The 24,067-nt window shown below is 57.5% G+C and carries 24 protein-coding genes; 10 read left to right on the top strand and 14 right to left on the bottom strand.

The annotated features are described in order from the left end of the window. The first annotated feature begins 151 nt into the window (after positions 1 to 151). Positions 152 to 1,351 (top strand): PP2C family protein-serine/threonine phosphatase, encoded by a 1,200-nt coding sequence (locus tag FIL88_RS12640; RefSeq protein ID WP_246066718.1) that lies wholly within the window; start codon positions 152 to 154, stop codon positions 1,349 to 1,351. On the opposite strand, the gene FIL88_RS12635 is transcribed toward FIL88_RS12640, so the two are convergent. Beyond that, positions 1,333 to 1,776: an NUDIX hydrolase gene (locus FIL88_RS12635; protein WP_142854240.1), complete on the bottom strand. Its 444-nt coding sequence runs from the start codon at positions 1,774 to 1,776 to the stop codon at positions 1,333 to 1,335. The genes FIL88_RS12640 and FIL88_RS12635 overlap by 19 nt on opposite strands. A 70-nt stretch (positions 1,777 to 1,846) precedes the next feature. Here FIL88_RS12635 and hslO point away from each other — a divergent pair, with 70 nt between their 5' ends. The 5 genes from hslO (at position 1,847) to FIL88_RS12610 (ending at position 6,390) form a co-directional block, all read left to right on the top strand. After that, a complete protein-coding gene (gene hslO, locus FIL88_RS12630) occupies positions 1,847 to 2,848 on the top strand; it encodes an Hsp33 family molecular chaperone HslO (RefSeq protein WP_142854239.1) in 1,002 nt (333 codons plus the stop codon). Next, positions 2,832 to 3,437: a CoA pyrophosphatase gene (locus FIL88_RS12625; RefSeq protein ID WP_142854238.1), complete on the top strand. Its 606-nt coding sequence runs from the start codon at positions 2,832 to 2,834 to the stop codon at positions 3,435 to 3,437. Before hslO ends, FIL88_RS12625 begins: the two co-directional genes overlap by 17 nt. Beyond that, a complete protein-coding gene (locus tag FIL88_RS12620) occupies positions 3,434 to 4,579 on the top strand; it encodes a CCA tRNA nucleotidyltransferase (protein WP_142854237.1) in 1,146 nt (381 codons plus the stop codon). The genes FIL88_RS12625 and FIL88_RS12620 overlap by 4 nt, the downstream gene beginning before the upstream one ends. Next, positions 4,576 to 5,799: a class I SAM-dependent RNA methyltransferase gene (locus FIL88_RS12615; protein WP_142854236.1), complete on the top strand. Its 1,224-nt coding sequence runs from the start codon at positions 4,576 to 4,578 to the stop codon at positions 5,797 to 5,799. Before FIL88_RS12620 ends, FIL88_RS12615 begins: the two co-directional genes overlap by 4 nt. 96 nt (positions 5,800 to 5,895) lie before the next feature. Then, positions 5,896 to 6,390, top strand: a complete 495-nt coding sequence (locus FIL88_RS12610) for a L,D-transpeptidase family protein (protein ID WP_142854235.1) — start codon at positions 5,896 to 5,898, stop codon at positions 6,388 to 6,390. Positions 6,391 to 6,444: 54 nt separating this feature from the next. Here the strand turns inward: FIL88_RS12610 and dalA are convergent, their stop codons facing one another. After that, on the bottom strand, positions 6,445 to 6,939 hold the full coding sequence (dalA, locus tag FIL88_RS12605; RefSeq protein WP_142854234.1) for a divisome-associated lipoprotein DalA: 495 nt from the start codon (positions 6,937 to 6,939) through the stop codon (positions 6,445 to 6,447). Between the two features lie 169 nt (positions 6,940 to 7,108). On the opposite strand from dalA, the gene FIL88_RS12600 reads away from it, so the two are divergent. Beyond that, complete coding sequence (locus FIL88_RS12600) at positions 7,109 to 7,711, top strand: L,D-transpeptidase (RefSeq protein ID WP_142854233.1); 603 nt, start codon at positions 7,109 to 7,111, stop codon at positions 7,709 to 7,711. A 70-nt stretch (positions 7,712 to 7,781) separates the two neighbouring features. On the opposite strand, the gene trxA is transcribed toward FIL88_RS12600, so the two are convergent. The 8 genes from trxA to regB all read right to left on the bottom strand — a co-directional run bounded on the left by trxA (position 7,782) and on the right by regB (position 19,759). Next, positions 7,782 to 8,102 carry a thioredoxin gene (gene trxA / locus FIL88_RS12595; RefSeq protein ID WP_142854232.1) on the bottom strand — a complete coding sequence of 107 codons (321 nt, stop codon included), beginning with the start codon at positions 8,100 to 8,102 and terminating at the stop codon, positions 7,782 to 7,784. Positions 8,103 to 8,134: 32 nt separating this feature from the next. Further along, positions 8,135 to 11,503: a double-strand break repair helicase AddA gene (gene addA, locus FIL88_RS12590; RefSeq protein ID WP_142854231.1), complete on the bottom strand. Its 3,369-nt coding sequence runs from the start codon at positions 11,501 to 11,503 to the stop codon at positions 8,135 to 8,137. Then, positions 11,500 to 14,445 (bottom strand): double-strand break repair protein AddB, encoded by a 2,946-nt coding sequence (gene addB / locus FIL88_RS12585; protein ID WP_142854230.1) that lies wholly within the window; start codon positions 14,443 to 14,445, stop codon positions 11,500 to 11,502. The genes addA and addB overlap by 4 nt, the downstream gene beginning before the upstream one ends. Next, positions 14,438 to 15,121 carry a nucleotidyltransferase family protein gene (locus FIL88_RS12580; RefSeq protein WP_142854229.1) on the bottom strand — a complete coding sequence of 228 codons (684 nt, stop codon included), beginning with the start codon at positions 15,119 to 15,121 and terminating at the stop codon, positions 14,438 to 14,440. The genes addB and FIL88_RS12580 overlap by 8 nt, the downstream gene beginning before the upstream one ends. Next, entirely contained in the window at positions 15,106 to 16,098 is a 993-nt protein-coding gene (locus tag FIL88_RS12575; RefSeq protein WP_142854228.1) for an aminoglycoside phosphotransferase family protein, read from the bottom strand. Before FIL88_RS12575 ends, FIL88_RS12580 begins: the two co-directional genes overlap by 16 nt. Beyond that, positions 16,095 to 16,589 (bottom strand): tRNA (adenosine(37)-N6)-threonylcarbamoyltransferase complex ATPase subunit type 1 TsaE, encoded by a 495-nt coding sequence (gene tsaE / locus FIL88_RS12570; protein WP_142854227.1) that lies wholly within the window; start codon positions 16,587 to 16,589, stop codon positions 16,095 to 16,097. Before tsaE ends, FIL88_RS12575 begins: the two co-directional genes overlap by 4 nt. Positions 16,590 to 16,646: 57 nt before the next feature. Further along, the gene (locus FIL88_RS12565; RefSeq protein WP_142854226.1) at positions 16,647 to 18,230 is read right to left on the bottom strand and encodes a PAS-domain containing protein; all 1,584 of its coding nucleotides are present in this window, start codon (positions 18,228 to 18,230) and stop codon (positions 16,647 to 16,649) included. 113 nt (positions 18,231 to 18,343) lie between these two features. Next, positions 18,344 to 19,759 (bottom strand): sensor histidine kinase RegB, encoded by a 1,416-nt coding sequence (gene regB, locus FIL88_RS12560; RefSeq protein ID WP_142854225.1) that lies wholly within the window; start codon positions 19,757 to 19,759, stop codon positions 18,344 to 18,346. A gap of 103 nt (positions 19,760 to 19,862) precedes the next feature. Between regB and FIL88_RS12555 the strand changes: the two genes are divergently transcribed. The 3 genes from FIL88_RS12555 (at position 19,863) to FIL88_RS12545 (ending at position 21,464) form a co-directional block, all read left to right on the top strand. Further along, the gene (locus FIL88_RS12555; protein ID WP_142854224.1) at positions 19,863 to 20,489 is read left to right on the top strand and encodes an SCO family protein; all 627 of its coding nucleotides are present in this window, start codon (positions 19,863 to 19,865) and stop codon (positions 20,487 to 20,489) included. Between the two features lie 82 nt (positions 20,490 to 20,571). Next, a complete protein-coding gene (locus FIL88_RS12550) occupies positions 20,572 to 21,126 on the top strand; it encodes an ActR/PrrA/RegA family redox response regulator transcription factor (RefSeq protein ID WP_142854223.1) in 555 nt (184 codons plus the stop codon). Further along, positions 21,123 to 21,464, top strand: coding sequence for a hypothetical protein (locus tag FIL88_RS12545; RefSeq protein WP_142854222.1), 342 nt, complete (start codon positions 21,123 to 21,125; stop codon positions 21,462 to 21,464). Before FIL88_RS12550 ends, FIL88_RS12545 begins: the two co-directional genes overlap by 4 nt. Here the strand turns inward: FIL88_RS12545 and FIL88_RS12540 are convergent. From FIL88_RS12540 to FIL88_RS12525, 4 genes are read right to left on the bottom strand one after another with little or no spacing between them, the layout of a single operon-like run. After that, positions 21,461 to 21,970 (bottom strand): GNAT family N-acetyltransferase, encoded by a 510-nt coding sequence (locus FIL88_RS12540; RefSeq protein WP_142854221.1) that lies wholly within the window; start codon positions 21,968 to 21,970, stop codon positions 21,461 to 21,463. The two genes, FIL88_RS12545 and FIL88_RS12540, sit on opposite strands and share 4 nt — an antisense overlap. A gap of 5 nt (positions 21,971 to 21,975) precedes the next feature. Then, positions 21,976 to 22,440 carry a GNAT family N-acetyltransferase gene (locus FIL88_RS12535; RefSeq protein ID WP_142854220.1) on the bottom strand — a complete coding sequence of 155 codons (465 nt, stop codon included), beginning with the start codon at positions 22,438 to 22,440 and terminating at the stop codon, positions 21,976 to 21,978. Further along, positions 22,437 to 23,033: an HD domain-containing protein gene (locus FIL88_RS12530; protein ID WP_142854219.1), complete on the bottom strand. Its 597-nt coding sequence runs from the start codon at positions 23,031 to 23,033 to the stop codon at positions 22,437 to 22,439. Before FIL88_RS12530 ends, FIL88_RS12535 begins: the two co-directional genes overlap by 4 nt. After that, the gene (locus FIL88_RS12525; RefSeq protein WP_185960939.1) at positions 23,030 to 23,947 is read right to left on the bottom strand and encodes a glycosyltransferase family 8 protein; all 918 of its coding nucleotides are present in this window, start codon (positions 23,945 to 23,947) and stop codon (positions 23,030 to 23,032) included. The genes FIL88_RS12530 and FIL88_RS12525 overlap by 4 nt, the downstream gene beginning before the upstream one ends. Between the last annotated feature and the right edge of the window lie 120 nt (positions 23,948 to 24,067).

Raw genomic sequence — 24,067 nt, 5'->3', positions numbered from 1 at the left:
GGCTGCCTTAAGGATGGGTCGGAACGAAGTTTGAAAACACAGTTTCGAGGTCAAATTGGGTGTTGCAAGACCATATAACGCAGGAACGATCAGCGTCGAGCCAACGCAAGAGGACGCGGTCAGACCTGATTCTATTCAGCGGATTCTGGTGGTGGATGACAGCCGCGCACAACGCAGTCTGATGTCCAAAACCTTGGCGCGTCAGGGTTATCACGTGGCTGAAGCGGGTTCTGGGATTGAAGCGTTGCAAGTGTTTGCTGCGCAAGATTTTGACCTAATCCTAAGTGACTGGATGATGCCGGGCATGGATGGGTTAGAATTGTGCCAAGCCATTCGGGCGCGGAAGGCAAGTGGATATGTTTACTTCATTCTGCTGACCTCAAATTCTGACAAGGACGCCGTGGCGCGCGGGTTGGATGTTGGTGCGGATGATTTTCTATCCAAGCCATTTAACCCCGACGAATTGCGTGCACGGATCGCTGCCGGGGGCCGCATCCTGTCGATGGAGCGAGAGCTTCAAGAAACTAACCGGCTGGTGACGTCCGCGCTTTCCGAGCTGAAAACGCTATATGATTCGCTAGACCGCGATTTGGTCGAAGCGCGGAAAATGCAGCAGTCTTTGGTGCGTGAATCCTTCCGCGACTGGGGCCGGGCCGAGGTGTCATTGATGCTGAAACCATGCGGTCATGTTGGCGGGGATCTGGTTGGATTCTTTGATGCCGGAAAAGACCATATTGCATTCTATTCAATTGATGTGTCGGGCCACGGGATTGCGTCCGCCTTGTTGACGGCGCGTCTGGCGTCGTACCTGTCGGAAGGATCGCCAACGCACAACATTGCCTTGATTGAACGCGCGGATGGAGATCACCGCCGCCAACCACCGGAAATGGTCGCTGCCCAGCTGAACACGTTGCTGACCAAAGATATGCTGTCCGAGCACTATTTTACCATGCTGTTTGGCTATCTTGATATGAACACTGGCCAGGTTGAATTCACGCAATGTGGTCACCCAAGCGCAGTCATTCTGGACCAATCCGGTCGCACCCAGTTTATCGGCGAAGGCGGGATGCCGATCGGGCTGATTTCGGCGGCCGAGTTCGAACGTCAAACCGTGAAGCTCCAACCCGGCGAGCGGCTGATCTTCTATTCCGACGGCTTCACTGAATGCGAAGACGTTGGTGGAAAACAGATTGAAGAACATGGGTTTGGAGAGATCTTGGAAAAGAACAGCGGGCTGACAAATGAAATGCTGTTTGATGCAATGGTTTGGGATTTGGATCGGTTCGCGGGCGGCCAAGATTTCGGCGATGATCTGTCCTGCGTGATGCTGACCTATAAGTCTCGAACATAGGTCTGAACGAAATGCCGGTCGCCTGCGCTGTGCAGGATCTTTGACGCCGTGCGCGCATCACTCCAGATTGCCGAGTGATCGGGCTCTAGCGGTGGGCAGACCTTGCGTACCGGGATCGCCGCAAAGATGTGGCAAATCTTTTCGGCCCACAGATCATATTCAGGCATGAAGGTGAAACGTCGATACGCGCCAAGCCGAACCGGATTGCGGATTGACCAGCCGGTTTCTTCCATCACCTCGCGATGAAGGGCCGCAATCGGGCTTTCGCCCATGTCGATCCCACCACCTGGAAGCTGATATTCGTCAAAGGCTCCGCCTTGATGGGTGATCAGCACATCTTGCCCCGTTGCAAGGATCGCATAGGCGCCCGGACGCGGAATATAGCGCTGATTTCGCTGCTTTGGCGCTCCAAATCTTCGCATCATCCCTTTTCCATTCGGTTGCTGCCACCATATAGACGCGGTATGCCAAGCTGAACGCCGATAGGAAAGCCCCATGACCCTTGGATCTCAAATCGCCTGGGATGACACGATTCTGCCATTCCAACTGGACAATAGCGACATCCGCGGCCGCCTTTTGCGCCTGGATGGAACGCTAGACACGATCCTGTCCCAACACAACTACCCGCCTGCAATCGAAGCGCTGGTGGCCGAAGCCGCTATGCTGACCGCGATGATCGGGCAGACGATTAAGCAAAACTGGAAACTGTCGCTGCAAATTCGCGGCGATGGTCCGGCACGTTTGATTGCCACTGATTATTATGCGCCGAAAGTGGCGGGCGAGCCCGCCGAAATCCGTGCCTATGCCAGCTTTGATGACGAGCGGCTGGACCCCACCGGACCCAGCTTTCCGCAGATCGGCAAGGGTATTTTTGCAATCTTGATCCAGCAAAACGAAGGCCAGCAACCCTATAAGGGGATGACGCCAATTGCTGGGAACTCGTTGTCCGACTGTGCGCAAGCCTATTTTGCGCAATCCGAACAGCTGCCGACCCGTTTCCATCTGACCTTTGGGAAATCGGTCTGGGCTGGCGGGCAGGAAGGTTGGCGCGCGGGCGGAGTGATGTTGCAACACATGCCCAAAGCCTCACCCGAAGTGACCGGCGAAGGTGGCTCGGGCGAAGGCGGCCTTCTGGCTCCGGGCGATCTGCTGACCGAAGACGACGCTGAAAACTGGAACCGTGCCAACATCTTGTTGGATTCGGTGGAAGAGTTGGAGCTGGTTGGCCCTTCGGTGCAACCGACCGATTTGCTGGTGCGTCTGTTCCACGAAGAAGCGCCGCGTGTGTATGATCCGCAGCCTGTCAGCTTTGGCTGCCCTTGTTCGGAAGAGCGCGTGCGCGAAAGCCTGTCGATCTATTCCGAGCGTGACATTGGCCACATGACCAATGATGACGGCCGCATAACTGCGGATTGTCAGTTCTGCGGCGCGCATTACGATCTTGATCCGGCCACGGTTGGCAAGGATGCGAAGGGTGCGGATGGTGACAGCGCCTAAGCAAATTGCGCAGCTTCGGGCGGCTTTGTCCCAGTCAGGGCCGGGCAGCTCGGATTTTGACCTGACGCCCGGCGTGAAACCTCTTGCCGGGCGCAAACTGCGTCCTGCGGGCGTCTTGATGCCCTTTATCGAGACGCCGAAAGGGCTGGATTTGGTGCTGACTCAACGCTCGTCCGCGCTGAAACACCACCCGGGTCAGATTGCCTTTCCGGGCGGAAAACGTGACGATGCGGATGCTGATATCCGCGCTACCGCCCTGCGCGAAGCGTATGAAGAAATCGGTCTGCATCCCAATCAGGTCGAGCTGCTGGGCCAGCTTCCCGAACATGAGACGGTGACGGGCTTTACAGTGACGCCAGTTCTGGGGCTGATCCGTGAAGAATTCACGCCCACGGTCGACCCCGGCGAGGTCGAAGAAGCGTTTCGCGTTCCCTTTAAACATGTCTCTAACCTTGCGAAATTCAGCAAACAAGGGCGGTATTGGCAGGGCCAGATGCGCTGGTATGACACTGTGCCTCTTGGCCCCTATTACATCTGGGGCGCGACCGCGCGGATGCTGCGCGGACTTGCCGAAAGGCTGGAGCAATGACCAGCGTGCGGGGCGAATGGATCAACGATCCCGGTGCGCAACAGGTTTGCGCGTTGCTGACGGATGCGGGGTATCAGGTCTATTTCGTGGGCGGATGTGTGCGCAACGATCTGCTGGGTGTTGCGATATCGGATCTGGATATGTGCAGTGACGCGCTTCCGGCCCGCGTGATGGAACTGGCCGAGGATGCCGGGCTGCGCGTGCTTCCCACAGGGATCGACCATGGCACCGTGACGATCGTCATCGACCACGAACCTTACGAAATTACCACCTTCCGTAAAGACGTCCAAACCGATGGGCGCCGCGCAGTTGTGGCGTTCTCGGATCGGATCGAGGATGACGCAAGGCGCCGTGATTTCACGATGAACGCCCTGTATGCCGCCTCGTCGGGTCGGGTTTTGGACCCATTAGGTGGGCTGCCGGATCTGGATGCGCGCCGCGTGCGGTTCATCGATGACGCGGGCGAGCGGATCCGCGAGGATTATCTGCGCACGCTTAGGTTTTTCCGTTTTCATGCATGGTACGGGAATGTTGCGGCGGGAATCGATCCCGACGGGCTTGCGGCCTGTGCATCGAATTTGGCTGGATTAGAGACGCTTTCGAAAGAGCGTATCGGCACAGAGATGCTGAAAATCCTGTCTGCGCCTGACCCGGCGCCAGCCATGGCGGCGATGGCGCAATCTGGCGTTCTGGCGCAGATCCTGCCCGGTGCGGATGCGTCAAAACTGGCGCTTCTTGTGCATCTTGAGGGCGTTTTTCCAGCCGATCCGCTGCGACGTCTGGCGCTTTTGGGTGGGCAGGACGTGCCGACGGCTCTGCGTCTGTCGAAGAAACAGGCAAAGCGGTTGGAAGATCTGCGCGACGGCATGGGATCTGCCGTCAATCCGGGCGAACTGGCCTATCGTCTGGGCGCAGATGACGCGCGCAATATCGCGCTATTGCGTGCGGCCTTGTTTGAAACACCCCTGCCGGCTGATGTGGACGATGCGATTGCGACGGGTGCGGCCGCGACGTTCCCGATCAAGCCCGCCGACCTTTTGCCAGACCTGACCGGCCCCGCGCTGGGTGCGCGGCTGCGCGAACTTGAAGCACGCTGGATCGCTTCGGACTTTACCCTGACCCGCGAGGAGTTGCTGACATGAGCGATCAGACACACACAATCACTCGGCTGGGGCATCTGGGCGATGGCATCGCCGATGGGCCGATCTTTGCCGCCCGCACTCTGCCCGGGGAAGTCGTGCGTGGTGACGTCGTGGGTGACCGGATTGAAGCGCCGAAGATCGTCACGCCCTCGTCCGATCGGGTCAAGCCTGTCTGCGCACATTATAACAGCTGCGGGGGCTGTGCGTTGATGCATGCCTCGGATGATTTCGTCGCGGATTGGAAAACCGGGATCGTACGAAATGCGCTGATTTCCCATGGAATAGAGACTGATTTTCGACCGATCCATACCTCGCCCACCCGGTCGCGCCGGCGCGCCGTTTTGTCGGCAAAACGCGGGAAGAAGACGCCGATTGTGGGCTTTCATGGCCGCCGGTCCGGCGCGATTACCGATGTGAGCGATTGTCATCTGATCGACCCTGCAATCCTGCAAGCCCTACCTGCACTGGGAGAGCTGACCGCGCTGGGCGGGTCGCGCAAAGGCGAGCTGGCGATCAATGCGACTGTTTCGGACGTGGGGCTGGATGTGTCGGTGACCGGTGGCAAACCGCTGGATCCCTCGCTTCAGGCGCAGCTTGGGCAGGCGGTGCACCGATTTGGCTTTGCGCGTCTGTCGTGGGATGGCGAGGTGATCGCGATGGAAACACCTCCGACGCAAACCTTTGGTCCCGCGGCTGTAACACCTCCGCCCGGTGCATTTTTGCAGGCCACCCGCGAGGGCGAGGCTGCCCTGCTGGCCGCTGTGCGCGAAGCCGTCGGGGGATCGGAGCGCATCGTCGATTTATTCGCCGGATGTGGCACGTTCACGTTGCCGTTGGCGGAAAATGCAGCTGTTCATGCGGTTGAAGGCGTCGATGGCATGCTGAGTGTGCTGGATACTGGCTGGCGTCACGCGCAAGGATTGCGCGACGTGACGACCGAAACGCGCGATCTTTTCCGCAATCCGCTTTATGCAGAAGACCTGAACCGTTTCGACGCAGCCGTTATCGACCCGCCACGGGCTGGTGCCGAAGCTCAGGTTGAACAGATCGCGGCGTCAGTTCTATCTGTGGTGGCGATGGTGTCGTGCAACGCGGTCAGTTTTGCACGGGACGCGAAGATTTTACTTGATGCAGGGTTCGAAATGGACTGGATTCAAGTCGTGGACCAGTTCCGCTGGTCGACTCATACCGAGCAAGTGGCGTGTTTCCGGCGCAGGTAAGCTGGAAATCGCGTTAATCCGTGGCGTGGGCTCAATCAGGTTTGAGTCACCTTTCGCGCTGGATACCATGAGGCCAAATAATAATACGGGTGATAAATGAGAACCGTCGTCGCAATCGCAGCAGTGCTTGCCCTTTTTTTTACCGCTTCGTGCGGGGACAAGGTCCATCAATATGACGGACCCGAGGTGACGCGCATCGTCGTGAATAAGGGTGACCGTAAGATGTATCTTCTGCACGGGACCGAAGTGCTAAAAAGCTATGATGTCGATCTGGGTTTTGCGCCGGAGGGACACAAGCAGTTCGAAGGAGATGGGAAAACGCCCGAGGGGCGCTATGTCATCGATCGTCGCAATCCCAATAGTGCGTTCTATCTGTCAATCGGCATTTCATATCCCAACCGCGAGGATGTGGAATATGCTAAGGCCCAGGGAAAGAAGCCCGGAGGCGAGATTTTCATCCATGGTGGGCCGCGCCCTAAAGATCCGGATGGACCTGATTGGACGGCGGGCTGTATCTCGGTTACGGATCGCGAGATGATAGAGATCTACACCATGGTTCGGTTGGGCACAGTGATTGACGTAAATCCCTAAAAGAAAAGACCCACCTGGTTGGTTGGGTCTTTCACATCAGTCACTAATCCGGCGTTATGCGCCAACTTCCAGCACCCACCAGATCTTGCCGTTACGCTCTTGGTGCCACGAGAAACCCATGTTGCGGCCGCGTGGATCCATGATGATCCGGCGTGTATAGGGATCTGCCATCCAAGCCGAGAGGGTCTGAAGTTCGCTTTCAAAGGTCTCGGAAATCGTTTCGCCGATATACAGCCCTGAATACCCTACGCGACGGGCGCGATCTACCGGCGATGAGCCATCAGAACCAAAGTGCCATGGGCGATTTTGAACCGACATGTCTTGGGCGTGGGTTTTGGCTGCGGCGTTCAGTTGACTGTTCAACTGCATGGGTCCCATACCAGAAGCAGCACGCAGTTCGTTCACCGAATCCAGCATGCGATACTGGATGGTCGAGGTCTTGACCGCAGAAATCCGATACACTCTGACGCCGTTTCCGGTCGTGGTTGTGCTTGTCGTACATGCTGTCAAAGCGGTGGCAGCAGCCAATGCCAACAAAATCGCGCGCATTTGTATCTCACCAATAAATACGTGTTTCCAAGCCTCTCTATAGATAGAATGCGATGAATTCAAACAAAGGGGGCGTGATCTTGCCGATTTCACAGTGGTTTGAATTGCGACTGATGCGAACGCGCAATATAGAAATGGGGAATAGACGTAAATTGTTTGGAGTGGCGAAATGAAGGACAAGGCAGGATTGACACTTGGGCGCCGCGCTTTTTTGGGTGGTGCCGCTGCAGTTGCAGGGGGGGCCGTGACGCCCGCCATTGCGCAGTTTGATAACTCGACCGCAGTCGAGCGTGACCTGACCGAAGTTGTGAAGCGCAATATTTCAAGCTTCCGCACGCTGGATTGGCGACCCTATTTCAGCAATACGAAGAATGGTGTGCTTTTGGTGGATATCAGTTCGCGCTGTTTGCACTATTGGTCCGAGGATCAGACGGATTATCGTCTGTATCCAACGTCGGTTCCTTTAAGCGAAGATCTGACCCGTCGCGGCCGCACAAGTGTGATCCGTAAAGTGGAAGGCCCGTCCTGGGCGCCAACCCCGGCGATGCGTAAGCGCAACCCGGAATGGCCCGCCTTTGTTGGTCCCGGTCCGGACAACCCGCTGGGAACGCACGCTCTGTATCTGGGCTGGAAATACTACCGGATCCACGGCACGCATGACACGCGCAAGATCGGGCGTCAGTCGTCGAATGGTTGCATTGGTCTGTATAATGAACACATCGCCGAGCTTTTCGCGCTGACGAAAAATGGCGCACAGGTTCTGTTGATCTGACCACTGATCAGCATTGAAACAAAAAAGCCCCGCAAAATGCGGGGCTTTTTATTTCTGGCAATGTGCCGGATCAGACGCTTTCGTCGATCCACGACTGCAGGGCTGCTTTCGGAGCTGCGCCAACCTTGTTCGAGATCACCTGACCGTCCTTGAAGATGAACAAGGCAGGAATGCCGCGTACACCTACCTGAGCAGGTGAGTTTGGGTTGTTGTCCACGTCTACCTTTACGATCTTGACCTTGCCTTCATATTCGACCGAAAGCTCTTCCAAAGCTGGTCCAATCTGTTTGCAAGGGCCACACCATTCGGCCCAGAAATCAACAACGACAGGGATGTCCGAGTTGCGGACTTCTGCGTCAAAGGTGGCATCGGTGACAGCGACGGTTGCCATTAGCATTCTCCTAAAATTTGGTTGCTCAGAACCTAGGTAGCCAGACCCCCAGCGTCAAGGCGACCAAATGCGTCATCGACAAGTTGCGTGTCTAACGCCATCAGCTCACGCGTTTGTGTCCACAGGATTGCGGTGTGGATCGGTGTATGCGGATAAATCGCCTGCAACATCCAGCGATAAGCCCCCATTTGCCGCAACAGACCTTCGGGCGTTTGGTCTGGATGGGTCGGGACAAGGCGGTTGGATTTGAAATCCACCACCAGCACGCGATCATCTGTGACGATCAATCGGTCGATATAGCCATGCAAGATCTGATGTGGCGCGTCTGGTAAACGCCCGGTGATGGGCGCCTCGGCAATGCTGTTTCCGTCAAACAGATGTGTCAGGGCGGGATCGGTCAACAGGGCTGAAACTTCGTCCGTCAGGGTGCGGATCACATCGGGTTCCGCCGCATCGGGGCCAGAGGACAGCAGATGCTGCGCCAATGCCTCCCATCTGTCTGCGGGTGTGGTTGGCAGATGTTCCAGTAACAGGTGGATTTGCCGACCGCGCACCAGCGGATCATGGCTGCCCGCCAGTTCAGCCTCGCCGGGCAACGCTTTTGCGCCCCCCAGATCGGACGGAGACAACGGTTTGGGGGTGTTGACCGGCGGCGCGGCCTGCGTCGTCAGCCATTCTGGCAACGGGTTCCGGGAAATGGCCTGTGCGGTTGGGTCATTTACGCCCAAATCTGGCCATTCTCCGGTCGCATACCGTTTGCCTGTGCCAGTCGGAAACTCGCATGTGGCCCCGCCTGCCATCTCCATCGCAGTTTCACAGACGCGGTACCAACCCGTGTCGGCTTTCCCCAGATCACCTGCCGCTGCAAGGATCAACCACTGCTCGGCCCGAGTCATGGCGACATATAACAGCCGCGTACGCTCTTCGATCTCGGCTTCTTTCAGGTCTTCGGCGACGCCCTCAATCGCCTCGGTCCGATCTGGTTTTGACGGGAACCAGAAGGGGCGATCCTGCGCCAGCTTCCCGATCTGAGGCGGGTCAGACGCGCGCCGCGCTGCCAGATCCGGCAACAGAACGATCGGTGCCTCAAGCCCTTTCGACCCGTGGATTGTCATCACACGCACCAGATGCCCTTTGCTGTCCACCTGACGCTTGATCGTGATGTCGCCGCTTTCCAACCAGCTGATAAAGCCGGTCAGACTGGGGATCTCTGACCGTTCGTAATTCATTGCCTGATGCAACAGCGCGTCAATCCCGTCCTCTGCCTCTTGCCCCAAGCGGGCAAGCAGTTTCCTGCGCCCCCCATGGCGCGTCAGGATACGTTCCAAGAGCTCGTAAGGACGTAAGAAATCCGCGCGGTCCCTTAGGTCATGAAGTGTCTCTAACGTCGCGGAGTATTGGTCTTCATCGTCAGATAACGCTCGCCACAGGAAGGTCTTCTTGTCGCGATAATGTGCCAGCCGGAACAGATCATCTTCGCTCCACCCAAACAGGGGGGAACGCAAGACGGTGGCCAGCGATAAATCATCCTCGGGCGTGGCGAGGAAAGACAAAAGCGCGGTCAAATCCTTCACCGCAAGCTCGGCCCCAATGCGCAGCTGGTCCGCCCCGGCAATCGGAATATCGCGGGCTTTACAGGCGCGGATCAGCTCGTGAAACAGCTCGCTGCGGGACCGGACAAGCACCAGAATATCGCCGGGATCAACAGGGCGCGAGCCGCCTTTGTCGTCGGGCAAACGCTCTTCGCGGATCATCCGTTGGATTTCATCCGCCAGATTGTCAGCCAGTTGCACGCGATGATCCCGCGGCGAGGGTCGATCGACCGGATCGTTCCAGTCGCGATCTTCTTCGTGTTTCACCGGCTCGATCGGGGGCCACAGATCCACGCGCCCCGGTTTGTCCCCGAAGAACGCCCGGTGCTTGAAGCTGCCACCAAGGCCCGAGCGCCCCTCAAGCGCCATGTCCACGAATCCCAGCACGGCGGGCGAGGACCGAAAGGAATATTCCAGCGGCTGCACCGCCAGTGCCCGCCCTACCTGCTGCAACCGATCTGCAAAGCTGTGTTGCATGCGTTGAAACTCGGCCGGTTCCGCGCCTTGGAACGAGTAAATCGACTGTTTCGGGTCGCCCACAACGAAAATGGTGCGTTCGATATCATCCCGCGCGCCCGATCCGGTGGTGAATTCACGCGCCAGACTGTCAATCACGCGCCATTGCACGGGACTGGTATCTTGCGCCTCGTCGACCAGAATGTGGTCGATGCCACCATCCAGTTTAAACAGCACCCAAGCGGCCACGGATGGATCGGTCAAAAGCCCGCCGGCTTTCAGGATCAGATCGTCAAAATCCAGCCAACCCCGCGCCAGCTTGGCGGCCTCGTATTCTTGCACGAAGACATGCGCGAACCGGTACAGAACCTGCGTGCGCCGCGCGTTGTGCAGGGCCAGCCGTTTGTGCCGCGCATCTTCGACCCGCGTCATCAGATCGTTCAACTGATCCATGATGGGCGCAAGAGCTCCAGTTTGCAGAGACTTGGTTGGAACAGAGCCTATCTTGGCGGAATATGGCGGTTTCTGCAGCAGGAGTATCTTTTCCAAACGCTGCAACAGATCCAAGTTTGGCTGACTTAGGTCTGCGCCTTGCAGGGCGTCCGCCCGCTTCTGATCTTGTGCACTTCCGGTTGCCGAACCTGCGTGGAACTTGGTCAGAAGCTCCAGATCCTCGGGCGCAAAACAATCCTGAAGCACGGCTTGCAGCTCATCCCCAGCGGCCAGCCCAAACCAATTGTTTATCTGCGCAGCGTCCTTTGCATCCCCAAACAACATCCGGGCCGAGGTCACCCCCGCAGTCAGTCGCGTCAGGTCTTCACCGGTGAACAGCTGCGCCAGATCTTGAACCAACCCCTTATGCGGCCCGTCGCTGAGTTGCTCCAAAATGCGCGCGCGCAGATCATTTGCTGCGCGGTCGTCCATTTCGGTGAACTGCGGCGACACGCCCGCTTCGGTCGGGAAACGGCGCAAAAGCGAGGCGCAATAGGCGTGGATCGTCTGAATTTTCAAACCGCCGGGCGTTTCAATTGCGCGGGCGAACAGTTGTCGGGCCAGTGACAGATCGCGCGTGCCCTCGACGCCCAGTTCGGCCAGTGCTTTGGTCAGGCTGTCATCATCCTTCATCGCCCATTCACCCAAGCGCTTGAACAGGCGGTTCTGCATCTCGCTTGCGGCAGCTTTTGTATAGGTCAGGCACAGGATGTTCTGCGGCGATACGCCATCCAGCAGCAACCGGGCCACCCGGTCGGTCAGAACACGGGTTTTTCCAGATCCCGCATTCGCCGATAACCAGGTCGAGGCCGTCGGATCAGCCGCGCGGATCTGCGCAAGGGTCGCATCGTTAAATTTCATCGTCCGACCTCGGTTACCATAGGGGTGTCGCTGTCATCCCATTCGCCAAATCGCGCCAGATGATCATAGTCACCGGCGAAGCGCTGCATGTGCATGGCGCGGCGTGATGTATAGCCCTGATTTTCGTCGGAATAGGCACTAATAAGGCTCAATAGCTCTTCTTTGACGGTATCGATGTCAGCGCTGGACAGGTTGGTTGCGACCTCTTTCTGCGGGGTCAGGCCGATATAGCTGACCATCGACACAGATGCAGAATCGATATCTTCAAACCCACCAATTTCGGCAATCACGGCCTCAAGTAGCAGCTGCTTGTCGAAGTGCTTTTGTTGCTTCTCGTTCGGGGGAGAGCCGGTTTTATAATCATAAATCAACAAAGACCCGTTCTGGTGCCGGTCGATCCGGTCCGCCTTGGCAACCAGTTCAAACTCCGGATCTTCAAATCTTACACGCCCCCAAACTTCGTTTGCTTGGTTACGAGAGAATGCGCGTCGTTGCAGTTCTTGCCCGACAAACCAAGGTGCGATCCGGTCGATCCGCGCTTTCCACAGAATGCGCGTTGCAAGGTTCGGCACCTGATCGGCCAAAACCTGATCTGCGATGTCACGCAAACGAACTTGTTCTTGCGTTGGATCGGGATCGTCTGGCGGAGAATCCACATATTTCTCGAACACATCGTGCAAAACTGTCCCGCGCATTAGCGCGTCGGACCCGCGCTGCAACGGATCCAGTGCACGCAGATGCAAAACCTTGTCGGCATATACCGCAAACGGATCACGGATCAGCTTTGAAACACCCGTTGCCGATAATTGGCGTGGCCGGGATGACGCGGGGGGCGCGGGGGATGGACGTTTCTCAGACGCAATAGTCTCTGTCGGTTGGTCGATCGTGCTGGCGAACTCAAGCCATTTAGCCCCACGCGCACGCATATCATCTAGCGCTTTCTCGCCCGCGTCTGACATGCCTGCCATCAGATTGCATATGCGGTTCAGCCAGCGCGACGGGACGGTTTCGCTGTCTTCGTCTTTGACCGATCGGGTCAGGATCACCTCTTTCGAGGCGACGGCCTGTTGGAAATCATGCGCGGACAGACCGACACGGCGCTCGGGCAAGGGAAGCCCCGCTTGCAGGCGCATTTGACGGTTAAGCCACGGATCCGGTCCGGGCAGTTCGGGCCAAACCCCGTCGTTCAGACCGGCAAGAATCACACGATCTGCGCCTTGCACGCGTGCTTCGAGTGTGCCCCAGAACATCACCTCGGGATGGGGTGTGTTGGGGTCACGGACCTCTCCTTTGGACAAGATGGACCGGAAGAGATCGCGATAGGCAAGCGGTGACAGTTCCCCGCCGAATGTTGCATTTTCTGCTAGATTAGACACGATTTCGTGGCACATCTGCCCCGCGGCACGGTTCCAAAGCTCGCCGGTATCATCACCTGAAGGGCCACGTGCAATGGCGCGGGCCAGTTCCAAGTGATGTTCCAGAAGTTCTGTCAGGGGCATGTCGTTGCCAAGCGGTGGCGCCAGACAAATGGTGGCGACCCAATCAACCCAGACAGCGCGATCTGGCTCTTCCTCAAATTTCAGTGCCCACTGCGTCAGTTCTTCACGGTCCGGCACCGAGGCAGCGCCCCGCAGCACCTGAAGTTCCAGATCACGTGTCCAACGCAGATGGTTCCCGCGGGCGTCACCGCCGGTGTTGGTCAGCGGGTGCTTTAGAAGCGCCAAAAGGCGATCTGCCGCTGGCCCCTCGCTCATCATTACGGTGATTTGTCGCAAAAAGCGGCCCGGCGCGGACAGGGCCAGCGGGCGACCTGCGCTGTCATCAGGTTCGATATTCCAGCGATCCAAAGCGGCAGCAACCTGACGGGTCAGATTTCGATCTGGTGTGATCAACGCGGTGCTGATCCCATCATCGACGGATCGACGCAGAAGCGCGGCAATCGCCAGCGCCTCGTCTCGCGGTTTCTGAGCTTCGATCAGCGTCAGGCCTTCGGTGGCTTGGGCGATGCCTTCAAACTGTCGGCCCTCGATCTGCCATTGATCGGTTACAGGTGCAGGCCGCAACGCAAGCGATATGAGTTTGTTCCGTTCCGTCGCGATCGTGGGCAGATCCGTCCAGTTTTGAACGTCCCCGCGCGTAAGATCCAATCGCTTCAGCAAGGCGGCAAATCGGTATTGCGGGTGATCTTCTGCCGACAATGCATCGTCCAGATCGTTCCAGGTCTGCTTCGGCAAATCAGTATCAAAGCCCGGAAGAATCAATGCGCCCTGAGGCAGATTGGCAACCGCCTGCATCAACAGCGCCGTGGTGCCCCGTGATCCGGTTGAACCGGCAATCACGATTGGATGTTGCGGGGGCGTCACCTGCCAGCCTTCGATGATCTTTGACACCACCATTCGTTGCCGGGTTTCAACGTCCGGCGCATGTCCGGCGCTGGGGTCAAAGAATGGGTTGATCAACGATAAAAACCGCAGACTTCGCGCCCAATGTTCGGACATATCCTGGACATCAAGTGTCTCTAACGCGGCGGGATTTACACCTTCACCATGCATTTCGTCCATTAGTTGGGCAACACTTTCAGCCAGATCAAAAGCTGCGCTTTTTGGCGCAAGATCGGGCTCTTTTTCCAGAAGGGCAAGGATCAGTTGGTGCAGCTCAAGCTGACGGCGTAGGGGGGCAACGGCGGCTGGAACGGTGTCGTCCAAAGACATCTGAGCCAAGTCGGTGATCAGGCGCAGGCGTGGAACAAATCCCGCTTCATCATCAAACAGATCACGAACGCGGTTCAGCATCCGGCGAGAGTTCACGAACAGTTCGACCTGCGCCATTTCATGTGGGGGTCGGTTCCGCATCCGTGCGCGCAGCCCGTGGACCAGTGCTTTGGGGAAATCAACACCCAAGGAAACTCCGAATACGCGGGCAGAAGGGGTGGGATCAAACATGGGTGTCGCCTAGCATCTGTTCCGCCAGCTCGATCCCGCCGGGATGCCCAACATCGCACCAGCGACCAGAGTAGCTTAACCCGAAAAGGCGGCTGGATTGACGAATGACATCCCACACCACGTTCAACGAGAACACGTCATCGGTCACCTGCGCCACACGTGATGATTTGATAATCTGGCACCCGACATAGACCAGTCCGGGGCCACGCGTTAGTTGCCCGTCGGGGGCCATCGTGAAATCACCCTTTCCAAGGTGGCCAATGGCATTCTCAGGTGGAACCATCAGCAACAAAGCGTCCATTCGCGACGGATCCCATGCCTTTAGAAGTGCGTTTATTGGATTTGGGCCAGACCACGTTGCGTCTGCATTCAGGGTGACCAGCTCAGGCATATTGCGCAGGGCTAGAGCCTGTTTCAGACCTCCACCCGTTTCAAGAAGTTCCTCTTCGTGCGAAAACAGAACATCCCGATCTGCCAGATGCGTGTGGATCTGATCTGCCAGATAATGCGTGTTCACCACGATCTTCGAGATGGCTTCGGAGCCATCAACCACCTGCAACGCGTGATCCAGCAGTGGCTTGCCCGCGACAGATACCATTGGCTTGGGCTGTGCGTCCGTCAATGCGCCCATGCGGGTGCCGCGGCCTGCGGCGAAGATCATCACGGTGTCGGGCATGGCTGTCTGAGCCTTTCAAGATACGCTGTGTCGGGTTCTGGCAGGATTGCATTCAGCTGCGTGCGCAGTTTGGTCAGTGGCGGGTGGGCCAGATCTGCTTGCAATAGGTTCCAAACCCGGGGGATCAAGTCGACATATCCCGGTTTCCCCATTTCCTTCGATAGGCGCGCGAAAATGCCGAGGATGCGCAGGTTTCGCTGTACGGCGACAAGGTGGAATTCGTCCTGAAATCCATCATGATCCAACCCACGGCGTATCGCAAAATCCTTTCGGGCTTTGTGCGCCAGATCGTCCGAGACGTCACGCCGGACATCGCGCAGCAGCGACACTAGGTCATAGCTGGGCAGCGTATTCACAGCGTCCTGAAAATCCAGAAGCCCCACGCGGGCAACGCCTGATCGACTGGGCAGCCAATGCAAATTCTGCGCATGGAAGTCGCGTAAGGACGTGCGCAGCTCCGATTTAAACGGGGATAGGGCATCTTCGATGGTGGCAAGGGCCTCGTCCACGATCGTGTGGGGCTGCGGAGCGTAGTGCAGAAACGCAAGATCGCAGGCCCGCGCCATATCTGAAATACCATAGTCTGGAACCTGTGCCGGCGGGGCGTCCAAAACTGTATGGATTACGTCAATTGCGCTTGAATAGAGACTGTTCTCAAGCTGCGGATCGCTGTCGATCAGCGAAGCGAAATCGTCATCTCTGAAGTCTTCGAGCAGTATAAACCCATTTGTCAGATCTGCCGCAAATATTGACGGGGCAGACAATCCAAGGGAAGACAGATGCCGCGCCATATCGACAAAAGGCTGCATCGAGCCGCAGCTTTGCCGTGGTGCGTCCATCAGGATCGCAGGGGCCTGTTGATCGGCGCGAAAATATCGTCGTGCAGAAGCGTCCCCGGTCAGCGCTGTGAACGACGTATGCGCCCAGTCGGTTGTGGCCAGAAACGCGTTGCGGGCCTGTGCGCGCGGGTCGCTCATTGCAGCGCCTTTTGTATGCGGGTTTCCCAGCGGTCGGCCTGCCCTGAAATTTGAGCATTGCGCAGATCCGGGTTGTCGGAAGCCGCATCCGCCGAGAATTCGATGTGCACCGCGTTTTGCGGGGTTAGCGCGCCCAAACGGTCAGGCCATTCAACAAGGCAAATCGCCGTATCGAAGGCGTCGATTAGGCCCAGTTCTTCCACCTCGTCCGGGTGGGTCAGGCGATAGAGGTCAGAATGCCAGATCTCGCAAACGGGATCGTCATAGGTCTGCACCAAGGTGAAGGTGGGCGATGGGACGTCCTCGGCACGCCCTTGCGCGGCGAGACGGTGCTGGATCACCGACCGTGCAAAATGAGTCTTCCCGGCACCAATCCCGCCAGACAGCAAGATCACATCTCCGGGCGCCAACTGATCGGCAAGCGCGGCCGCAAATGCAGTGGTGTGATCTGGGGTCGGAAAAGCAAGATCAAGGTGAAAGCTGTGCGTCATGACCCGAGTTTTAGACGCCCTGACCGTCGGTGCAAGACCGGATCACCTGATGGTGGGTTAGGGCGTCAACGACAGGGCGGTTTTCGGCTCTGGTTGCAGGTCACGCTGGGCGGGGTTGATGCTAAATCGGGCCATCGTGGCACCACGCACCATGGGTACGAATTGGCAATCGATCTGACGCCCATCCAGCAGGGCGATGCGGTCGGTCCAGGTCTGGCGCTCTCCGTGTGCGGCGACGAATTCTTTCAGCATCCGCCAAACGGGTGTATCGCCAGCCGTTCCGCGCCATGTGCGGATCGCGTCGCCCAGATTGATGTCTTCCAGCGTGGTCGAGGGATCATTGCCCCAAAGCTTGGTATAGGCCGCGTTCGACATGGACAGCACCCCACCGGGCGAGAAGATTGCAATGGCGTCTTCGATACAGTCCAGCGCGGACTGGCCCATCTCAAGCTCGCGACGGAAGCGGCGGGTGAGCGAGATTTCCGAAGTGATGTCTTCAAACAGGAACGCCACAGCGCCATCCGGGTGCGGGCGCCCCGTCACGCGATAGGTCTGGCCGGTCGGCAATGACCACGTTTCTTCATAAGTGCCGTTCACAGCCGCGCTTTCAAGATCTGCCATCTGTTGCCGCCACGAGACATAGTCCTTCGGCTCTGGCATCATCCGTTTTTCGCGCAGACGGTCCAGGAACGTGAACAGCGTGGGCTGGCCAACCAGAAACGATGCGCTCATCGCCAGAATGTCGGTGAGCGCTGGGTTGAACAGGCTAAGCTGTCGTTTGCGATCAAAAATGGCCAGACCGATGGGCAGATGCGCGAAGGTCTTGGTCAGGGTGGTCACGAACTCGGCCCGTGATTTTTCTGCGGTGACAACGCGATCCACGGGGATGGCGGTCAGCAGGGTTTCATCCCCCAATGGGGCGTCATACAGTTCGAACCAATGGCGCTTGCCATCAGCGGGAAGCTGCACCGCGACGCGTCGGGGTGTTTCAAGATTTTTGACGTCTTCAAGTCGCGGGCGATCAAACAGCTTCTGCGGGGGCCAGCTGGCCACGCCGTCAGGTGCGTTAGGGTCGATGGCGTGATCAAGATAGGATTTGTTCGCCCATGTGATTTTGCCGTTGTCATCTTCGCGCCAGATCATCACTGGAACATGCTGCGCCGTGGCCCGAAGCCCGTCCAGTTCGTACCGCATTGCGTCAAAGCTCATCCGATCTACGATGGGGGCGGTTTCGTTGGTGTGGATGCTTTTCAATTCGATCCGGGCCAGCCCATCGCGCCATTCCGCATCAATCTGATGCGCGTTGTCCGCTGATGGGATCGAGAGCGTTCCAAGCTCGGCTAGATCGCCAACCTGTTCGGTGAGGTTGGGAAAACGAGCGTCCAGAATTTGCGATAGATGCAGCCAGTCGGAACCGGATCTGTCGCGCGGCAAAGCATCCAGTATTTCGCGCCCCGCCGGGGTTGTATCTGTCAGCACTTGATCGTCGAACAGAAACACCACGCTGTCTTTTTCGCGCGCGGTCTGACTGCCCAGCTTTCGGTCCCGTGCCGGATCCAGCAATGCCAGAATATAAAGCGCTGCGATCGAGATCGTAAGCGCTGTCAGCACCAAAGCCACTGCATAAAGAGTATTCAGCATGTCCACACCTGTCGTTTCAGCGGGCTGCCTCCCGCGTTATCAACGGATTAACCCTAGGCTAGTGTGGTTAATGAAGGTTTAATCGTGCTGAACGCCCTGTGTCGTAAGGGGTTCTAGCCGTCGTGATGTGTGAAATGGGTGTTCTCGCCCAAGGCCGCACTGGTGTCTGTCGCCTCGAGTCCGGGCGTACCCCGCTGCCATTCCACCTGCGCTATAGCACCGGATTTTTCGCGCGGATGCGGGCGACCGGTATAAGGTGACGATGCATTAGCGAAGTTTAGTGTCGCCCCTGTGCGTTCTAGCAACGTTTTTGCGATGAACAGCCCCAGCCCCATGCCTTTATACGCCTGACGCTGACCACGCTCTGCCTGTGACTTGCGGCGGCGAATGAATGGATCACCGATCCAGCCCAGAACCTGCGGAGAATACCCTTTGCCATCGTCCAGAATGCGAATGGTGATACGTTCGTCGTTCCAACACATCTCGATCCACACCTTGGTCGAGGCGAAATCCACAGCGTTCTGAATCAAGTTGCGCAGCCCGTGGATGATCTCGGGACGTCGCACCATGACGGGTTGATGCATCGGGTCGGCCTCGACGCAGGCGATTTCGATCTCAAGCGATTTTCCACGTTCGCGGTGGGGTTCTGCAGCCTCGTCGATCAGCGCAATCAGTGGGGCATGTTTGACCAACATGTCATCTTTGCCCGCCCGGCCCATGGATTGCAGGATGTCGCGGCATCGGTTGGCCTGTTCGCCAATCAAGCGCGCGTCGTCGCGCAGCTCGTCCTGACCTTCCAGTTCTTCTACCAGCTCGGACGATACAAGCTTGATTGTGGCAAGGGGGGTGCCAAGCTCATGGGCGGCCGCAGCAACCACGCCGCCAAGATCGGTCAGGTTCTGTTCCCGCGACAGGGCCATTTGTGTGGCCAGAAGCGCTTCGGACATCGATCGCATCTCGGATGAAATCCGGTGCGTATAAAGCCCGATAAATCCAACAGATATCGTGACCGCCGCCCACAGGCCAAAGACAAACAAGCTGGGCATCTGCAGAACGCCAGATGCAGTTTGCAGCGGCAGGTTGATCCAGGTGACAAAGCTGGTCGCGGCCACAGCAATAGCGCCCACAATCACGGTTGATCGCGTCGACAACGCAGTCGCGGCGACAGTCACAGGGGCAAGGATCAAAACCATGAACGGATTGTGGATGCCCCCCGTCAGAAACATCATCGCGCCCAATTGCAGTGTGTCGAAGACCAAAATGCCGGTGGCACGGCGTTCGTTCAGCCGTGTGTTACGCGGAAAAAGCGCCGAGAAAACAAGATTGGCGATGACCGCAGCACCGATGACTGCTGCCACCAGACCAAAGGGTATCTGCACCGAAAAGAAAGACACCGCCACGGCGATCGCTGCGATTTGCCCCGCTATCGCAGCCCAACGCAGTAAGATCAGCGTGCGCAGGCGCACCCAGCTGCGCTGCTGGGTGGCGGGTAAGGCATCTGTGGCCGGGTCTGTCTGTTGTTCCGCCAATTGTGATCACCCAGATCCGCTTTTGGGTTGCGTCATTGTGTTCTCTTGCTAGTCCTGAAGAAAGGCGGGATCAATGCCTGCGCGAACAGATCGGAGAAATTCTATGCAACGCATCTATGCAGTATCGGCGGCCACAGCGATTGTGGCGCTTGTCGGGGTGACGTGGTTTGTCACCAGTGGCGAAGAAGATGCGTTTGCGGAATGTCGTGCGGGCGCTGTGGGAACCGGCGTTGCCTCGATCGGGGGGCCGTTTGAGCTGGTGGATGAAACTGGCGCCGCTGTGACCGAGAAAGACGTGATCACCAAGCCCACGCTTGTGTATTTCGGCTATACGTTCTGCCCCGATGTTTGCCCCTTGGACAACGCCCGCAACGCCGAGGCGATGCGCATTCTGGACGGTCAGGGCTATGATGTGCAGTCGGCCTTTGTTTCAGTCGATCCGGAACGCGACACGCCCGAGCATCTGGCGGATTTCACCAGCTATATGCATGAGAACATGATTGGTCTGACCGGAACGCCCGAACAGGTCAAAGCCGCAAGTCAGGCCTACAAGACCTATTTCCGCAAGCAGGAGCCCGAAGAAGGGATGGAAGAGTATTACCTGATGGATCACTCGACCTTTACCTATCTGATGTTCCCCGAAAGCGGCTTTGCAGATTTCTTCAAGCGTGACGAAACTGCAGCCTCTATGGCCCAGCGCGTGGGCTGTTTTATTGATGCCGGTGCATAGAGTGCATCGCAGCGTCAAAATTGACCTTACGGTACAAAATACCTAGGTAACATGAAGCAGATGCAAATCCGGAGGTGCTGCGATGACCGATGAGGAACTCATGCCGATTGGTGAAGACGCATCCCTGCTTTTGGTAGATGACGACGAACCATTCCTGCGCCGTTTGGCGCGGGCAATGGAAAAACGTGGTTTTGCACCCGAAACAGCAGGGTCAGTCGCTGCCGGCAGGGCCATCGCCACCGCCCGTCCACCCGCCTATGCAGTGGTTGATCTGCGGCTTGACGATGGCAATGGGTTGGATGTGGTGGAAACCATCCGTGACAAACGCCCCGATGCCCGGATTGTGGTTTTGACGGGGTATGGTGCGATTGCCACGGCGGTCGCTGCGGTCAAGCTAGGTGCTGCGGATTACCTGTCCAAGCCTGCCGATGCGAATGACATCACCGCTGCCCTTCTGGCCCTTCCAGACGAGCTTCCCCCACCCCCAGAGAACCCAATGTCCGCCGACCGTGTCCGGTGGGAGCATATCCAGCGTGTATACGAGCTGTGCGACCGCAATGTGTCCGAGACAGCGCGCCGTCTGAACATGCATCGTCGTACGCTTCAGCGCATTCTGGCCAAACGCAGCCCGAAATGAGGTGCGTTTGCGCGGCATTTGGCGTTGTTGTGGCGCTGTCGGCCTGCGTGCAACCCAGCGCACAGGTCCAACCCCGTAAAGGTGCGACGTTTCTGCCCGACGCACAGGGGCTGGCCGTTCAGCCCAGCGCGCAGCGGGTGGATTTCGGACGTTCGCCCAAGGGTGTGATCCCTGCGCTGACCCGTGAACTTGGCCGTCCGGCCGTTCTTCCGCTTACAGGTTGCCCGACCGGCATTGCACAGCGCATGCGGTGGGGCGATCTTGAACTGACCTTCACGTCAGAGCGTTTCGTGGGCTGGAAACAAGGCGAAGGCCAGCATGGGCGCGTCTGTACCTAGGCGAAATCGAAACGTTTTCGGATCTTGTCGACAAGCTCTCCATCGGACAGCTCAAAGCCATTTACACTGGAATAGTCTCTGAATCCCAACCCAGAATAGTATGCCAACCCCGGAGTATTGTCCGTGCGGATGGTTGCGTCGATGACGGAAACTCCGGCTTGCTTTGCGGCAAGCAGCGTATCGCGCCACAGGATTTGTCCCACGCCTTTGCCTTGCGCGCCCATATGCACGAAGGATGCGATGACGGCCCAGCCTTCCGGCAAGGCTTCTGGTCCGTCATAGTTCGGGTCGGCCCATTCAAGCAGTTGAAAACCCAAAAGCGTGTCGCCTTCGAACGCCAATGTGGTGCGGATCAAAAGCGGGGCTGTGATATGCGTGTCGCGCATTCGGTCAGCATCAAACAGGCGGCGATGTGCAGTGGTCGCACCCTCTTCGATAATCGGGTTCAGCAGCGCGCACATGGCGTCAGCGTCTTGGGGCTGCGTTGGGCGTGTTGTGATCGACATAGTCTCTATTCCACCTCAAATCGCTTGCGGATCACGCCGGGTTCGGTCGCATAGGTGATAAATCCAATCGCGCTGTAGAAACCTAACCCATTGTCATTATCGTCCCCGATCGAGGCTTCGATGGTCGTTATCCCAGCGGCCTGCGCTGCCTGAACCGATGCGGCGAACAACACGCGGCCAATTCCACCACGTCCAGCATCGAGGGCCACATAGGTTCCGATCTCGCCCCAACCTTCCGGGGTGTTATAGGGGTTTGTGGCGCTGGGCAGGATCAGGGACTGAAACCCAACCAGCCGTCCGGCGTCATCAAGGGCAACGGTGCAACGAATATTGTCCGGGTTCTGGATATAGTTTGCCAGCATATGGTCGGGATCGCGCCGCCGGGCGCTTTTCCACCCTTCCAGAATGGGCGTGATCAGATTGCTCATTGCTTGGGCGTCGTCCGGGGTGGCTTCGCGGGTGGTAATCATGACATCTGCTTTAACAGGCTGTTGTGACGGGCCGTAAAATCGGCGCGGACCTCGGCAGGTGGGCGCAGCGTGATGTCCAGCCCATCAACGATCTTTGGATCGGGTATGCCAAAGAATTTTCCGGCTTCCTCAGCGCTGAACCCGGCGATCTGAGTGGCTTCCAGATAGGCCGAAACCTTATCGGCGCGTTTGACCGCCTTCTTCACTGTGGCAGGGATCTTCGCGGGCAGGCCAAAGCGGATATGGATGGCGGCTGTTAGCCGGTCGTCCAGCTCTCCGTACCCTGCACCGACCGAGGCTTTCACGGGTGAAATCATATCACCGATCACATATTCCGGCGCGTCGTGCAGAAGCGCTGCCAATTGCCATTTTACAGGGGCTTTGGGGTTCATTCGGGAATAAAGTGCTTCGACCAGAAGCGAATGTTCGGCCACGGAATAAGGGAAATCGCCAAAGGTCTGCCCGTTCCAGCGTGCCACAAAGGCAAGGCCATGGGCGATGTCCTCGATCTCGATATCCACGGGGGTTGGATCCAGAAGATCCAGCCGCCGACCAGAAAGCATACGTTGCCACGCGCGGGGTTGCTTGCTCATTTCAGTTCAAAATCGTCCTCTGAGAACCGCGTTAGATAGGGGCGGATACGGTAGTAGTCTTTCACCTGCCGTAAAAACAGCAACGGCCACTTCCAGGCGTGTTTGTCATGTACATGACGCGTGGGAAGCGATGAAAAACGCTCGGGGAAGTGTGTTTTGATAAACCGGGAATAGGCGTTCACGTCGATAGCGGCGTGGTATCCTGAGACATCGTTCCAGGGTTTGCGTTTGCCCATATAATGCAGGAAACATGGATCAACAAAATGCCGATATGAAATGTAGTGGTGGCATGCGGGCCAGTTCCATACCGGGCCGAGCTCGACCCAATTATCGTAAAGCGCAAGGTTAAGCGCGCTTTGATCATTTTGTACGCTCAGTTTCGGATCGTTGCGTTGCGCGAATTCCAGCGCCCGCTCGCAAATGTCCTGTTCGAGATAGGCTTTGACATCAATCAGCATGACACCCGAGTTGAAATAGCGGGTGTTGTCCAGACCGGCGGCTTTGAATTCGGTCATACAGCGGCCCATTTTTCGGTGCTGATACGGGTCCAGAACCGCAGCAACCGGGTGGCCAGACAGATCAATCTCGAACAGTTTATGCAGGTCGCCGCGTTGATAGCGGATGTCCACGTCAAGATACAGCAAGCGATCATAGTCATCTTTCAGCATTTCAGGCACAGCGATGCGTTGAAATGCGGCGATGCTGAGGTGGCGATTGGTTTGCAGGCCGTCCAGTCGATCTTGCTGCGAAAAGGGTATCAGCCGTAGATCGTGCTGGGCAGCAAGCGGATGGTGTGGGGCTTCTCCGGAGTGAATAATGCAGATATCAAACCGTCGCTGCGGAAACGCCATCGCGATTTCAGATGCCAGAAACAGCGTATACGGAAAATAGTTTTCGTCGCAGGTGATGAACACTGCGTGTCGGTGCCGAGAAGTGCTGGTGTTTGATGAAGCGTCTGTCAATGACCAAGCTTTCTGATTTGGAACGTGTTGCTTGCTTGATAATTGAATGCTAGGCCTCCGGCAAACGTGATT

This window comes from Aliiroseovarius halocynthiae, from assembly GCF_007004645.1.
Lineage (GTDB): Bacteria > Pseudomonadota > Alphaproteobacteria > Rhodobacterales > Rhodobacteraceae > Aliiroseovarius > Aliiroseovarius halocynthiae.
Note: the sequence above shows the minus strand (reverse complement) of the source record. Positions and strands in the feature narration are given on the sequence as shown.